This window comes from Paenibacillus wulumuqiensis, assembly GCF_000971965.1.
Lineage (GTDB): Bacteria > Bacillota > Bacilli > Paenibacillales > Paenibacillaceae > Saccharibacillus > Saccharibacillus wulumuqiensis.
The window spans coordinates 221,245-235,668 of sequence record NZ_KQ040792.1; the positions used below are offsets into that span (position 1 = coordinate 221,245).

Annotated in this window: 14 protein-coding genes; 9 read left to right on the top strand and 5 right to left on the bottom strand. The window is 51.9% G+C overall.

Going from position 1 to position 14,424, the window contains the following annotated elements; all coding sequences use genetic code 11:
• The first annotated feature begins 120 nt into the window (after positions 1–120).
• From tenA to WH45_RS00970, 6 genes are all read left to right on the top strand, one after another.
• Positions 121–807: a thiaminase II gene (gene tenA, locus WH45_RS00945; RefSeq protein ID WP_046212520.1), complete on the top strand. Its 687-nt coding sequence runs from the start codon at positions 121–123 to the stop codon at positions 805–807.
• Positions 804–1,400 (top strand): ECF transporter S component, encoded by a 597-nt coding sequence (locus tag WH45_RS00950; RefSeq protein WP_046212521.1) that lies wholly within the window; start codon positions 804–806, stop codon positions 1,398–1,400. The genes tenA and WH45_RS00950 overlap by 4 nt, the downstream gene beginning before the upstream one ends.
• Entirely contained in the window at positions 1,378–3,027 is a 1,650-nt protein-coding gene (locus WH45_RS00955) for an ABC transporter ATP-binding protein (protein WP_046212522.1), read from the top strand. Before WH45_RS00950 ends, WH45_RS00955 begins: the two co-directional genes overlap by 23 nt.
• A complete protein-coding gene (locus WH45_RS00960; protein ID WP_046212523.1) occupies positions 3,024–3,764 on the top strand; it encodes an energy-coupling factor transporter transmembrane component T family protein in 741 nt (246 codons plus the stop codon). Before WH45_RS00955 ends, WH45_RS00960 begins: the two co-directional genes overlap by 4 nt.
• 406 nt (positions 3,765–4,170) lie before the next feature.
• On the top strand, positions 4,171–4,962 hold the full coding sequence (locus tag WH45_RS00965) for a cyclase family protein (protein WP_046212524.1): 792 nt from the start codon (positions 4,171–4,173) through the stop codon (positions 4,960–4,962).
• Positions 4,963–5,133: 171 nt separating this feature from the next.
• Complete coding sequence (locus WH45_RS00970) at positions 5,134–5,553, top strand: GNAT family N-acetyltransferase (RefSeq protein WP_046212525.1); 420 nt, start codon at positions 5,134–5,136, stop codon at positions 5,551–5,553.
• 120 nt (positions 5,554–5,673) lie between these two features.
• Here WH45_RS00970 and WH45_RS00975 read toward each other — a convergent pair whose 3' ends face one another.
• The 3 genes from WH45_RS00975 to WH45_RS00990 form a co-directional block, all read right to left on the bottom strand.
• Positions 5,674–5,853: a hypothetical protein gene (locus WH45_RS00975; protein ID WP_046212526.1), complete on the bottom strand. Its 180-nt coding sequence runs from the start codon at positions 5,851–5,853 to the stop codon at positions 5,674–5,676.
• Between the two features lie 6 nt (positions 5,854–5,859).
• A complete protein-coding gene (locus tag WH45_RS23815) occupies positions 5,860–6,507 on the bottom strand; it encodes a pentapeptide repeat-containing protein (RefSeq protein WP_082096478.1) in 648 nt (215 codons plus the stop codon).
• 228 nt (positions 6,508–6,735) lie between these two features.
• Complete coding sequence (locus tag WH45_RS00990; RefSeq protein ID WP_152663455.1) at positions 6,736–8,136, bottom strand: amino acid permease; 1,401 nt, start codon at positions 8,134–8,136, stop codon at positions 6,736–6,738.
• 549 nt (positions 8,137–8,685) lie between these two features.
• On the opposite strand from WH45_RS00990, the gene rlmN reads away from it, so the two are divergent.
• Positions 8,686–9,792, top strand: coding sequence for a dual-specificity RNA methyltransferase RlmN (gene rlmN, locus WH45_RS01000; protein ID WP_046212530.1), 1,107 nt, complete (start codon positions 8,686–8,688; stop codon positions 9,790–9,792).
• Positions 9,793–9,945: 153 nt separating this feature from the next.
• Here rlmN and WH45_RS01005 read toward each other — a convergent pair whose 3' ends face one another.
• A complete protein-coding gene (locus tag WH45_RS01005; RefSeq protein WP_152663456.1) occupies positions 9,946–11,439 on the bottom strand; it encodes a peptide MFS transporter in 1,494 nt (497 codons plus the stop codon).
• Positions 11,440–11,756: 317 nt separating this feature from the next.
• Here WH45_RS01005 and greA point away from each other — a divergent pair, with 317 nt between their 5' ends.
• Positions 11,757–12,245 (top strand): transcription elongation factor GreA, encoded by a 489-nt coding sequence (greA, locus tag WH45_RS01010; protein ID WP_046212531.1) that lies wholly within the window; start codon positions 11,757–11,759, stop codon positions 12,243–12,245.
• Between the two features lie 121 nt (positions 12,246–12,366).
• Here greA and WH45_RS01015 read toward each other — a convergent pair whose 3' ends face one another.
• On the bottom strand, positions 12,367–12,723 hold the full coding sequence (locus WH45_RS01015) for an Rpn family recombination-promoting nuclease/putative transposase (protein WP_082096480.1): 357 nt from the start codon (positions 12,721–12,723) through the stop codon (positions 12,367–12,369).
• 405 nt (positions 12,724–13,128) lie between these two features.
• Between WH45_RS01015 and WH45_RS01020 the strand changes: the two genes are divergently transcribed.
• Positions 13,129–14,220: a metallophosphoesterase gene (locus WH45_RS01020; protein ID WP_046212902.1), complete on the top strand. Its 1,092-nt coding sequence runs from the start codon at positions 13,129–13,131 to the stop codon at positions 14,218–14,220.
• Positions 14,221–14,424: the final 204 nt, after the last annotated feature.

The following is a 14,424-nucleotide window of genomic DNA, read 5'->3' on the forward strand; positions in this document are numbered from 1 at the left end:
GTGGATATGCAGCATCAGCGAACGTAATCCGGCGCTGCTTCTGAAGCGGGCCGCCGGTGAGCATCCATTTTCCCAGGGGAGGTTCTTTCCGAACAATTCAGCAAAGGGAGAGATGACAGTATGAGTTTTTCAGCAGAAATCAGACAGGCGGCCGATCCGGTATTTGAGGCGATTTATCACCATCCGTTCGTGCAGGGTATTGCGAGGGGAGACCTCAAGCCGGAACAGCTGGTCCATTATGTAAAGCAGGATTTTGAATACCTGAACTCGTTTATGCGGATCTATGGTACCGCGATCTCCAAATGTACTAGCCGCGAAGATATGGACATGTTCAATCAGCAGATCTCCTTTGTACTGAACAGTGAAGTCCATCCGCACAACAACTTCTGCCATGTCGCCGGTGTACCGTATGAGCAGCTGCAGGGTTATCCGGTAGCGCCGTCCGCCCATAACTATATCCGTCATATGTTGACCGCTGCACAGGAAGGCGATCTGGGCGATATTCTCGCCGTACTGCTGCCATGTCCATGGACATACTGGGAGATCGGCAAGCGGCTGCTGGAAGACGTGAAGCCGGATGTGTCCCATCCGTTCTATGACTGGATCGATTTCTACGGCAATCGTACCGATACGATTACGAGCCGGTTCTGTACGCGTCTTGATGAGATCGCTGCGGCATCCACGCCGGCGCATCGTGAACGGATGAAGCAGCATTTTATTCTCAGCTGCCAGTTTGAATATATGTTCTGGGAGATGGCCTATACGCTGGAAGATTGGCCGGTGCAGCTGGAGGTGACCTCCGTATGAACTGGAAAATGAAAGAGGTCGTACTGACCGTTATTCTCGCGGTAGCCTGCGGGGTGCTCTATCTGGGCTGGTCAACGCTGTGGATTCCGATCTCGGCGCTGGTCGGACCGGTCGGAGCGGGATTTATGTTTGGCATCTGGATTATTGCCAGTCCAATCGTCGCCTATATTATTCGCAAGCCGGGCGCCGCGCTGATCGCCGAAGTCGCGGCGGCGGCAGTAGAGATGCTGACCGGTAGCCATTTTGGACTGTCTGCGCTGCTGATCGGGGTATTTCAGGGATTGGGCGCGGAGATTGCTTTTGCCATCTTTGGTTACAAGCGGTACAACGTATTCACATTGATGCTCTCCGGTGCACTGGCTGCGGTGGGCAGCATAGCCTACAATCTGGTAGCGAACGGACTCGGCTATTATACGACCCAGATGTTCTTCCTGACGCTGGGTATTCATGTGATCAGCGGTATCGTATTGGGCGGACTGCTGGCCAAAGTGATCGTCGAAGCACTGGCCCGTACCGGTGTGCTGAATCCGTATGAAATTATGAAGTCACGCCGCAAACAGGGGAAACCGCATGCAGTGGCAACTCGGATGTAAGGAACTGTCGGTCGGCTTTGATCATCAGGAAGAGACGGTGCAGGTGCTGGATCGGATCACCCTGTCCATCACCCGCGGGGAAAAGGTACTGATCCTCGGACCGAGCGGCAGCGGCAAATCAACGCTGCTGTCGGCACTGTCCGGCATTATCCCCGATCATGTCGAAGCCGAAGTAGAAGGAGAGATTTACCGGCAGGAAGCCTGCGGCGTGATGTTCCAGGACCCGGACACCCAGTTCTGCATGCTGCATGTGGACGAAGAGATCGCCTTTAGCCTGGAGAATCGGCGTGTGCCGCGCGGCGAGATGGATGGCATCATCCGGCAGGTGATGCAGATGGTCGGCCTGCAGCTGGAGCCACATACGCCGATCGACACGTTGTCCGGCGGCATGAAGCAGCGGCTCGCACTCGCCTGTCTGCTGGCGCTGGAGCCGGACGTATTGTTCTTCGACGAACCAACTGCCCAGCTGGACCCGGTCAGCCGCCGGGATGTATTTCGGCTGCTCCGCGAGGTTGCGGGGAAAACGGGTCAGACGATGGTATTCGTCGAGCATGTACTGGACGGGTGTATCGAGTGGATGGACCGGGTTATTCTGTTGGATCGCCATGGGCAGATTATCGCAGATGGGGAGCCGGCACATATCGTGACCCATTACCGGCAGCAGATGGAAGAGGCAGGTATCTGGCTGCCACGGCTGTTTCCGTACAGCTGGCAGGAGGTGGTGAATGATCCATCGCATCCGCTGGCAGACGTGCTGCGCCGTGAGCTAGGTGAGCGGATGGAGCGGGACCGTCAGGCTTCACTTTCGTCCTCAGCAGCATCGTCAATCCATACCTTATCCGCCAATGTATCCGCTGCGAACGCCGCTGTGATCATACAGACCGACCAGCTCAGCATCGGTTACCGCAAGCGTCCGGTCATGCAGCAGATCAATCTGTCGCTGCCTGCCGGGGAGTGGATCGCCATCACCGGGCAGAATGGCAGCGGCAAAAGCACATTTCTCAAAAGCTTGCTGCGATTGGAGCCGCTGCTGTCCGGACGGATTATGCTGCAGGGCAAGGAGCTGCGCAAATGGCCGGATCGTGACCTGTATGCGCAGGCCGGTTTTGTTTTTCAGAATCCGGAGCTGCAGTTTGTGACCGATACGGTGTATGACGAGATTGCCTTTGGCGGCAGACAGCGGGGATGGCCGGAAGAGCTGCTGCGGGAGAAGACGGTACAGCTGCTGCAGGAGTTCGGACTGGAGGATTACCAGGATCAGCATCCCTTTACTCTCAGTCTCGGGCAAAAGCGTCGGCTCAGCGTCGCCACGATGCTGCTGTTCGACCAGGAGCTATTGCTGCTCGATGAGCCGACATTTGGCCAGGATGCCCGGACAGCGGCAGAGCTGATCCGCCGGCTCAAGCAGCGTCAGCAGCAGGGCACGACGATTATCATGGTAACGCATGATATGGATCTGGTCGATGAGCATGCCGACCGGTTGATCCTGTTCCGACAGGGCGAGGTTGCTTACGATGGCACACCGTATCGCCTCTTCACCGATCAGAAGCTGCTGCAGGACAGCGCCATTATCGCGCCGCTGCATTACCGGCTGAACCATCAACGAGAGGAGCGCGGTATCATATGAAAAGTAACGGCTCCTGGCTGTCCACGCTCAATCCATCGTGCAAGCTGATCGCTCATCTGCTCGTCATGTTCCTGCTGATGGGCATCTCCGATCCGGTAATCACGCTGTGCCTCTGGCTGCTCGCTGTTGTGATCGGCATTACGCTGGGCGGCTGGCGGTTATCCTATCTGCTCCGCCGTCTGCTGCCGTACACGCTCTTCTTCGTGCTGATCTTCTGGATGCTGGCGGCATTCGGCAAAGGCGAACATGTTCTCTGGCAGTGGGCCTGGTTCCGTATTACCGAGGAGAGCATGAACAACGGACTGACGATCGGGCTGCGGATGCTGGGCTTTGTCACGTACGGGCTGCTGTTCACTTCGACGACCGATCTGACGGCGCTTATGATGAGCCTGATCCACCAGCTGCGCTTGTCGCCCAAGTGGGCGTACGGCATGCTGGCCGGATTCCGCTTTATCCCGCTGTTTCAGAGCGAGCTGCAGCAGATGAAGTCCGCCCACAAGATTCGCGGCTACAAACAGAAAAACAGCTGGAAAGCCTTTGCCCGCTACGCCCTGCCGCTGTTCACGCAGGGTATCCGCAAGTCCGAACGTATCGCGGTGGCGATGGAGGCGAGAGGATTCACGGGAACGCGGGACCGGACGTATTATCTGACACCGGTGATGACGGGAAAAGACTGGATCTATGCCGCGTCGCTGCTGCTTGCAGCCGGATGTATTGCCTGGCTGCTGCCTTGGTGATGAAGGAATTTGAGGCTGGAAGGTTGTACTGGAAAGATGTAAATGAATATGGAAGCTCTGGCCTGCCGCTTTGTAGTGGCAGGTTTTATTATGTGCAGACAGGTTGATTGAGGAAGTAGTTTCTTTTTAAAATGGATAGGAATAAAAGAGGCTGACGATAAACGCGCATCTCATAAATGCGGATCAGCTCAAAGGGCCGTCTTTTGAAGACTGTCTTACATACAGGTTTCCACCAATCTTGCTCGGATAAATGAACTCCGTCAAAACAAATTATGCTCGCTTTTGAAAGCAAATCCCCTCCGGTTCTCATAGCTTATCGATCGACCGCCAAAGTTGTTCCTACTCTCCAAAGACGCTACAATCAGTTTATATATGAATCGAGATAACGAAAGTGGAGGAATGAATCATGAACCAGCGTCAACTGATCGATCTGTCCGTCACGCTCAAAACAGGTATTGCATCCGATCCGCCGGGTGGCCTGCCGGAGATCGATTACATCAACCATCAGCAGGGAGCACAGCAGCTGGTGGCTAGCTTTCCCGGGCTGAATGTAGAGGATCTGCCGGGGCAGGAAGGCTGGGCGATCGAGCAGCTGCGGGTGACGACCCATGTCGGTACGCATGTGGATGCCCCGTATCATTACCGTTCCACCACGGATGACGGTCAGCCGATGCCGACGATTGATGAGATTCCACTGGACTGGTTTTACGGACCGGGGGTGAAGCTGGATTTTCGCCATCTGCCGGACGGTCATATCGTCACTGCACAGGAGGTTGAAGAGGAGCTGAACCGGATCGGTCATCGGCTGCAGCCAGGTGATATTGTGCTGGTGAACACCTCTGCCGGTGAGCGATACGGTGAAGCCGATTTTCTGGCGAAAGGCTGCGGTATGGGGCGTGAAGCTACGCTGTATCTGACCGAGCGTGGCGTACGGCTCGTCGGCACGGATGCATGGAGCTGGGATGCCCCATTCAGCCATACAGCCCTTCGTTATGCGGAGGAGCAGGACCCTTCGATGATCTGGGAAGGACACTATGCAGGCAGCACGATTCCGTACTGCCAGATCGAGAAGCTGGCCAATCTGGAGCTGCTGCCTGCGCATGGATTTCAGGTGATTTCCTTCCCGGTGAAAATCGAGAAGGCTTCTGCAGGTTGGGCACGGCCGGTCGCTGTACTTCACTCACCGCCCGGATCATAAAACATTTCATAGTCAAAGAAATTATTCCAAAAAAAGGAATTTGATCTTTTGTCGAGAATAATTGTAGTAGGGTAGTTCCACTACTATCTATAGTACATATGAGGTGAAATGGATGCTGCTTTACTATTGAGTTGGACTCTTCTTGTGCACAGTACATGATAAGGAGAGATAATGTTGAAGTATATAACAGATAGCAAAGAGATTCAGGCCTATATGCTAAAAGGGTTTTTCGTCGATTGGCCGAACCATCCGGACGAGGACACACATCTGAGGCTGCTGGAAAGCAGCTACCGGATAGTACTGGCGCTAGATGTACCGGCGGAACGGGTAGCGGGCTTTATTACTGCGATCAGTGACGGCGTATTATCTGCGTATATCCCGCTGCTGGAGGTACTGCCTGAATACCGGAACCAGGGGATCGGCAGCGAGCTGATCCGCCGGATGATGGTCGAACTGGAAGGTATTTATATGATCGATTTAATGTGCGATCCGGAGCTGCAGCCTTATTACAGCAAGCAGAGACTACATCCGGCCACAGGCATGATCCATCGCAATTATGCTGCACAGACGGGTGCAGTGAAGAACCAATAACCACGCGCTACGGATCAAAACACCAAAAAGCCAGCTCTCTTTCCTGTATAAAGAGACTGGCTTTTTGAGTATGTATTCCTACATCGGATAGACAGGGAATAGCTATGATTGTATGTTCGCTCAAAGTCCGACTATCCCCAACACACGCTGTACAGGCAGTTGGCGATGCTCTTCAGGAAAAATCATTTTGTGGCGCTGCTGGAAGGCAGCCAATTTTTCTCCGGACTCAGGTACGGCGATAGGATCACTGCATGCTGTGTAGGCTTTTTTCAGCAGATAATTCAGTTCGTTGGTATACATAAATAATTATTCTTCTCCTTTTATCGCAGCCTGCCGGATTTCTGCAAATGTTCGTCCTGTTGGTGGAATCGCCGAGGATAGATCACAATCGGTAAAATCGACGTATTTGCCCAGCTGTGCTTCGGAGAAATCGACATTTCTCATCGGATTCGGTCTGGCATTCGGGTATAGATCGCTCTCGTACCGTCCGCGAAATCTCACATCATCCAGCTTCCCCGTAAACCGGCAGTTCTCGAAAAAGCTGGCGTTCAGATCGGCTCCATTCCAGCAGCACTGCTCAAACAGGCAGTCAATGAACTCGGGATTGTAAAAAGAAGCCCGCCCGAATCTGCATTGCTCGAATATACAGTTTCGGTAGGCACCGCCATGAGCGCCTATCGTCGAGGCTTCAAACTTTACTTTTCTAAAGGTACAATTCATAAAATCACATCCGTAAAAACGGGCATCGTCCAAGATCGTACGATCGAACAGACAATTCTCGAATACAACATTCGTGAAAATGGGATGGTTCAGATGGGTTCGGGTGAAATTAATCTGCTGGAGCGAACAATCTTTGACTTCCGACTTTATGGGCCATTGGAGATTGGATTGATCCTGATTCAGAGCGACGGCCTCCTTTTGATACAGCCTTGTTTTGTTAGAGATTAAACGTATCCGGAGACAGTTTCAAGACGAGCACATATCAAAAAAACCTTCTGCCCAACGAGCGATAATTCGCTGCTGGACAGAAGGTCTGTCATTATTCCAATATTTGAGATGACAACCCAAGCCATAGTCCTATCCATGATCGAAATAGATGCAGAGCGGCTGTGGCTATCTTTTCGTATAGAGTCGTAAGTGGTCTATCCATAGATCGCTATCATATATAGTGGCATCTACGGCCTACGCTTTGCTGCGCAGCTGACGCAGCAGCAGCGGATAGAAAATAATCCCGCTCGCAATCATCAGCACGCCGAACCAGAACGTTCTCCAGTCCGCGGTACCCGCATAGATCACCCACACCGAGTAAATGGTCGCCAGTACAGCGATCAATCCATCCCAGTGACGGCGCTCACCCGGACGATAGCCATCGCCGGTAATGACCAGACGCAGCTGATACAGCGCAGAGATCAGATAAGGCACCAGGTACGCCAGCGTCGCAATCGCGATAATAAAGTCAAACGCCTGCGAGATCGAGCCGGAGATGGTGGAGAAAATCAGCAGCTGTCCGAGGGCATTGGATACCCAGAGAGACAGCTTAGGCATGCCTTTGCTGTTCTCCTGGCGGAAAGGACGCAGGAACACGCCCTGCTTGGCCGCTTCATACGGCACCTCGGCGCTCAGCAGCACCCAGCCGATGGTGGAACCGATCAGGCTGATCAGTCCCAGTGCAGCGAGCAGATAGCCGCCGACCGGACCGAGTACGGCAGTCATTGCATCGACGAGCGGATTCTGCGAGTGGATCAGCTGCTCACCCGGCAGCAATCCCATCGTCAGGATACTGATACCGACGTACAGCACCAGCGCCATCAGCAGACCGACGATCGTCGCTCGCTTCACATCCTGCTTGCGGCGGGCACGGGCAGCGAAGACCATTGCCGACTCGACCCCGATAAATGCCCATAGCGTCACGACAGCCGCGCTGTTCACCTGTGACAGCAGGCCCATCGTCTGACCTTCTTCATTTACATGTGGTGCAGCAAAAGGTCCGATATTCGCTTCCTGAAAAGCGAACAGGGCGATAATAATAAACAGCGTAAAGCCGATCACCTTGGTCGCCGTAGCAATCAGGTTCATTTTGCCGGCACCTTCGATACCGCGCAGCGCCAGCGCATGGGTCGCCCACAGCAGCAGCGAGCAGACGATAAAGTTCAGCGCGTTGCCTGTCTTGATATCGAGCGCACCGATGCTGAACCAGACCGCGTCACTCTTCATCGCCGGGATAAAGGTGGACAGATAGCTGGAGAATGTCGTGATGACCGCGACGAATCCGGCCACATTTCCGACCCAGTAGCCCCAGGAGGACATGAATCCGGACAGTACGGACAGTACCGGATTATTGGGGAACAGCTCTTTGGCATAGATTTGCGGACCGCCGTTCAGTTCTGGCTTGCGCAGTGCCAGATTACCGAATACGAGTGCCAGCATCAGCACTCCGAATCCGGTAATGCTCCACGCAAGCACCGAACCTGCCGGGCTGGATACTTCCGCCAGCGAGCGGGGAAGCATAAATATTCCGGACCCGACCATATTGCCCACGACGAGGGCGGTCAGAATCCAAAAGCCTACTTTATTGTTGCTCACATTGAAGACTCCTTCCATGACCAGAACGTATCGAGAGCTTGCCGGATGGCCGTTAGCCGGACATACAGCAGGCTGCATCATTAGGATTTGATGATTTAGCGTCAGTCTCAACGGGGATCTGCTTCATGCATCGAGGCTGATCCGCAGCTATCGCTGACGTTTGCGGTCATATAAATATCATGACAGTATCCTACTATACACTTTTCTCTGGTAAAGCGAAAGAGTGAATTTTGGTAAAAGGAAAAGCGGATTTATCAAATTTGCTGTAATAACTGTGTATTTTCTATTGTTTTCACGTGTGAATTTTGGGACAATAGGAGGCATGAGCAGTATGGGTCTGGCTGACGGTTGGCTGGGCCTGTACTGCATTTTATGGTGTACAGGATGTGTGATTCTATCTTCAGCTTCAACAGAAGACGAGCTGAAGATAGAATCACACTGGCATATAACGCAGTCGGATAGACAATTTGACCGGATATACAGGTATATACCATCGGTTCTCCATAGGCACAGGATGACAGAACAGGGTATAGGAAAAGAGGGTAACCAATGAATAAACCATCCATATATGGATTTACATTAGAACAGCTGGGTACATGGCTGGAAGAACACGGACACAAGCGCTCGCGAGCTGTACAGGTATGGAACTATCTGTATCGTCAGCGGGTTACGACATTTGAGGAAATGACCGATGTACGTCCGGAGTGCCGTGCACTGCTGGAAGAGCATTTTGCCATTCAGACACTGGAAGAGTTCGTCAAGCAGGAGTCGGCAGATGGCACTGTGAAGTTCCTACTGCGTCTGCAGGACGGCAACCTGATCGAGACTGTACTGATGAAGCAAAAGTACGGCCAATCCGTCTGTGTCACCACACAGGTCGGCTGCAATATCGGCTGCAGCTTCTGCGCCAGCGGCCTGATCAAGAAAAGCCGCGATCTGACTGCCGGCGAGATTGTCGAGCAGATCATGAAGGTACAGTTCCATCTGGATGCTGCCGGCCAGGATCAGCTGGTGACTCATATCGTCGTGATGGGAATCGGCGAGCCGTTCGATAACTTTGAGAACATGGTCGACTTTATCAATATCGTCAAAGACCAAAAAGGTCTCGTCATCGCACCGAAGCGCATTACTGTCTCCACCAGTGGTCTGCCGGACAAGATCCGTGAATTCGCAGACAGCGATCTGCTCGTGAATCTGGCACTGTCCCTGCATGCGCCGAATAACGAACTGCGTACACGCATTATGAAAATCAACCGCGCCTATCCGCTGGAGCAGCTGATGGATGCAGTGGATTACTATCTGAAGAAGAGCAACCGCCGGATTATGATGGAATACATCCTGCTGCAGGGCGTCAATGATCAGAAGGAACAGGCCCAGGAACTGGCCGATCTATTGGCAGACAAAAAGCAGGTAACCAGTGTCAATCTGATCCCGTACAACCCGGTTGACGAGCACAGCCAGTACCAGCGCAGCAAGCAGGAGGATATCCTGGCCTTTTACGATATTCTCAAGAAAAATGGCATCAACTGCACGATCCGTATGGAACATGGTACCGATATCGATGCCGCCTGCGGCCAGCTGCGCAGCAAGCAGATCCGCAAAGACTCCCAATCCCGCAAAGCCGAATCATCCAAAAGCGAAGCAGTGACCGGTTAATTCCGCTGCAGCATCGTATTCATACAAAAAGGCTGCTTTTCCCTGAATATTACAGGGGAAAGCAGCCTTTTATTAATGTACAGGATCAGAAGCACGCTTATGAAGCCGCATGAACCTGTAGACATACATAATTACTTTTTCCGGAGCAGGGGATTAACGAATCCCTTTCATATAGCTCTGAATCTTCGGTGCAAAGAGGAACAGGATCACACTCAGGACAATGGACACGCCACCGATAACACCAAAGTAGACCATCTCGGTCTCTTCGCTGTAGAAGTTGGTCAGCAGTGCATTGATCGCCTGGGCAGCCGCATTGGACAGGAACCACAGGCTCATCGTCTGCGCCGAGAATGCTGCCGGTGCGAGCTTGGTGGTCGCAGACAATCCAACCGGTGACAGGCACAGCTCCCCGATCACGACGAGGAAGTAGCTGAGTACCAGCCACAGCGGGCTCACCAGTGCGTTATCGCCACCAAAGTATGCCGGCAGCAGAATAACCAGGAAGGACAGACCGGCGAACAGGATACCGATCGAGAACTTGTGCGGGATGATCGGCTGGCGATCTCCCATTTTGGTCCAGAGCCATGCGAATACCGGTGCCAGAATGATAATGAACAGCGGATTCAGGGATTGGAACCAGGCTGGCGAGACATCGATCCCCATGAAGTTCAGCTGTGTACGCTGATCCGCGAAACGGGCGAGAATGGTCGACCCCTGCTCCTGAATGGACCAGAACATAACCGAAGCGATGAACAGCGGGATATAGGCGAGCAGACGGGAACGCTCCACATCTGTCGTCTTTTCACTGCGATACATGACAGTAAAGTAGCAAATCGGGATCAGTATACCCAGACAGGCGACTACAAGTACAAAGGACTTCAGTGTCAGCCAGCCCATTAAGACAGCCACAATACCCACAACGGCAATGACAACCAGACCGATTCCGATGCGTGTCAGTGCTTTTTTCTTCTCTCCGCCGGTCAGCGGGTTGGCTACATTCGTGCCGGCCAGACCGAGGCTGCCTTTGCGTGTAAATACGAATACGAGCAGACCGAAGAACATGCCGACAGCCGCCAGACCGAAGCCCATATGGAAGTTATACTCCGTACCGATCGTACCTACAGTCAGCGGTGCGATAAATGCCCCGAGGTTCACACCCATGTAGTAAATGCTGAAGCCGCCGTCGCGACGTGCATCATTGGCACTGTACAGCTCACCGACGAGAGTGGACGCATTTGGCTTGAGCAGACCCGTACCGAGTACGATCAGTGCCATCGAGACGAACAGCAATCCGGCTCCGCCCGGAATCGCCAGGACGATATGACCGAGCATAATGAATATACCGCCATAAAATACAGCCCGTGACGTGCCAAATACCCGGTCGGCGAGCCATCCGCCAATAATACCGGACATGTACACCAGCGAGCCATAGATGGACATGATAGCTGTAGCCGTATTCTGATCCATACCGAGTCCGCCGCGGCTGACTTCATAGTACATGTAATAGATCAGAATTGCTCTCATGCCATAATACGAGAAACGTTCCCAGAATTCAGTGAAGAATAGTGTGAACAGTCCGCGGGGATGGCCGAAGAATCCGCGCTGCGGCACACTTTCTACAATCTTTTCTTTGGTGATATCGGACACAATGAACCTCCTTGATGACTTAATATACATACAGGCAGTTGACCGAGTGCCGTCAGCTGCCAAGGGATCTCCCAGATATTGAATCATGTCTGTCGAAATTACTTGCACACCGTGATACACACTCGAACCATTAGAATACAATACCTGTGCGGGTTCATCAATAACAAAAGTTAGCAGAAAGCAGCAGAATTGCGTTAATGACTGGGCAAATGAAGGTAAAAAGATAGAGAGGAACGTGCATCTGGCAGACGATTTATAACAATGCAAGGAAAATCGCCGCAGATAAGGTATAATAGAATGTAAGGAGTTGAGAGTAGATGGCAAACGAGAATGAAGAAGTAATCCTGACCCCTGACGGTCTGGCCAAGCTGGAAGAAGAACTCAAGGAATTGAAGGGCCCACGGCGCCAGGAACTGGCTGCCCGCCTGAAGACAGCAATCAGCTACGGCGACCTGAAGGAAAATAGTGAATACCATTCCGCCAAGGAAGATCAGGCGTTTATGGAGACACGCATCCTGACCCTGGAGCGCATGCTGCGCAATTCGCGTGTAATCAGCGCATCCAATCTCGATGTATCCAAAGTCAGTCTCGGCTCGATCGCCGTACTGAAGGATATCGAATTTGATGAAATTATCGAGTATCAGCTGGTAGGTCCGGCAGAAGCGGATCTGGCCAATAACAAACTGTCCTACGAGAGCCCGCTCGGCAAAGCGCTGATGGGTCATCAGGCAGGAGACAAGATTACCTTTGAAGCTCCGATGGGAACCTTCCATTACGAGCTGCTGGAGATCAAGAGCGCAGGATAAGCACCGTATGTGCTGTCCCGCTGTTCGGGATCACTGGCAGATCGGGTGATAAATACAGAAGACAGCCCGCCTTTTACAGTTAACCGTAAAAGGCGGGCTGTTTATTGTTTGATCGTATGCATCAAGGCTGCTGAAGGGCATGAATTTCCTGCTCGGTGAGGCCGGTAGCCTGCATAATTGTCTCTATGTCCAGTCCCAGCTGCAGCAGATTCTGCGCAGTTTTCTGTATAGCTTGCTTTTCACCTTGCTTCTTGCCTTGTTCTATTCCTTGTTCTAAACCCATTTCAAGCAAACGTTCTCTCCAGGAAGCTTCATCACGTAAAGCTTTCTGACGGGACTCGTACTCCATACGTGCTTTTTCATCATGACTCAGGAATTCCAGCGTGTTCATTGCCTTTTTGAGTTTGGGCTCATTCATGGACAATACCTCCCAATTTGCTGAATCTGTGTATTTCAGAAATAACAGCCAGTTGATCAGTCCACCGGAATCTTCGGCAGTCGTTTTTGGGGTCTAGTAACTTGGTCAATGGTAGTGCCTCCTTATCATCTGCGGATTATAGTATGTATAATAGCGTATATGAGTATATTTTAACGTATAAAAGAGAAAAAAATAAATGTTTTTAAGATATGTAATGACTTTTAAATGTATTTAAAAAATAGAATAGAAACACGTCCCACCTAATCGATAAATAGGAAATATATATGCAATGTATAAGTAAAGTTCTTTATGCTGAATTTGTACTTTTCATTTGTTCCTGGGCGTGCAATCTTATATACTATTGTATGACCTGCCGATACTTCAAAATTAAGAATTTTCTATCGTAATCAAAGATATATGCGGCATAGGAATAAGATAACCGGATAGGAGATTGTCACTGTGTGGATGGGAATTGCAATTTTGGTACTGTACCATCTGATTATGTTCTATATCGGATGGAACGGATGGGTGTGGCTGGCGGAGCTGTCTCCGCATCATGCCTATCCGCGTTATATTTGGATTGTCGTATTGTTAATACTGGCGTATGCGCTGTTCCTTGGATTCTGGCAGCGGGAACTCGTTATTTTTAAAATGATTGGTGCAGGCTGGATTGCCCTGCTGTATTTCTCGGTGCTGTGGATGCCGGTGATGAACATTGTGGTCGGTCTGACCCGCTTCTCGTCGCTGTCCCAGCATTCGGTTATCGTATGGGCCGGCTGGATCACGGTCGCGGCTTTTGCGGTGGTAGTGTCATTCGGCATGTACAACGCCTACAGCCCGGTCGTACGCAGCTACGATATTACGATCAACAAGCCTGTCGAAGGCAAAAAGGAAATGAACATCGTTATGGCCTCGGACATGCACTTTGGCGTATTGTCCAATGAGTCCCATGCCCGCCGCCTGGTGGAACGGGTGAATGCCCTGCAGCCGGATCTGATTCTGATGCCCGGTGATGTGATCGACGATAACCTGCCGTATTACGTCAAGACAGACATCCCCGAGATTCTCAAAGGGCTCAAAGCGCCAGTCTATTCCTCACTCGGTAACCATGACCGGTTTGAGCAGGGAATTGATCTGATTGATTCCCTGAACAAAAGCAATCTGCACGTACTGTACGACGAATCGGTCGTGCTGGATAACGGCATTACACTGGTCGGTCGTCAGGATTACAGCGACCGTCCGCGTGCGGAGCTGAGCAAGCTGCTGGAGTCGGTCGATCATTCCCGGCCGATTATCGTGATGGATCACCAGCCTTATGAGCTGGATGCCGAGCAGAAGCTCGGTGTTGACCTGATGGTATCCGGTCATACTCACCGCGGTCAGATGGCACCGTTCCATCTGATTACCAAGCGCCTTTTTGAAAATGACTGGGGTTATCTGCAAAAAGGCCAGCTGCACTCAATCGTCTCCTCCGGATTTGGCTTCTGGGGCAGTCCGCTGCGGATCGGTACACGTTCCGAGATTGTACAGATTCATGTGAAGTTCCAGCCGGAATAAAGAGTTTGGATCGTCCCGGCTGTCATTTATAAAATAGGACGGCAGCATACAAGCCATGCTGACCCGAGCAGCTTCGGCTGTTCCTGCAATCGGCATAACTTTTACTATTCGAAAAGCCCGCAGGATTCAATACCATCATGGGATTGAATCCTGCGGGCTTTTTATTATGCAAAGAACTGTATGATGCATAGAATCCGGCCGTCT

Coding starts and splice junctions, on each gene's coding strand:
- WH45_RS00950 (WP_046212521.1), top strand. CDS start 804: ATGAACTGGAAAATGAAAGAGGTCGTACTGACCGTTATTCTCGCGGTA.
- greA (WP_046212531.1), top strand. CDS start 11,757: ATGGCAAACGAGAATGAAGAAGTAATCCTGACCCCTGACGGTCTGGCC.
- WH45_RS00970 (WP_046212525.1), top strand. CDS start 5,134: ATGTTGAAGTATATAACAGATAGCAAAGAGATTCAGGCCTATATGCTA.
- WH45_RS01020 (WP_046212902.1), top strand. CDS start 13,129: ATGGGAATTGCAATTTTGGTACTGTACCATCTGATTATGTTCTATATC.
- WH45_RS00975 (WP_046212526.1), bottom strand. CDS start 5,853: ATGTATACCAACGAACTGAATTATCTGCTGAAAAAAGCCTACACAGCA.
- tenA (WP_046212520.1), top strand. CDS start 121: ATGAGTTTTTCAGCAGAAATCAGACAGGCGGCCGATCCGGTATTTGAG.
- WH45_RS00955 (WP_046212522.1), top strand. CDS start 1,378: ATGCAGTGGCAACTCGGATGTAAGGAACTGTCGGTCGGCTTTGATCAT.
- WH45_RS00965 (WP_046212524.1), top strand. CDS start 4,171: ATGAACCAGCGTCAACTGATCGATCTGTCCGTCACGCTCAAAACAGGT.
- rlmN (WP_046212530.1), top strand. CDS start 8,686: ATGAATAAACCATCCATATATGGATTTACATTAGAACAGCTGGGTACA.
- WH45_RS00960 (WP_046212523.1), top strand. CDS start 3,024: ATGAAAAGTAACGGCTCCTGGCTGTCCACGCTCAATCCATCGTGCAAG.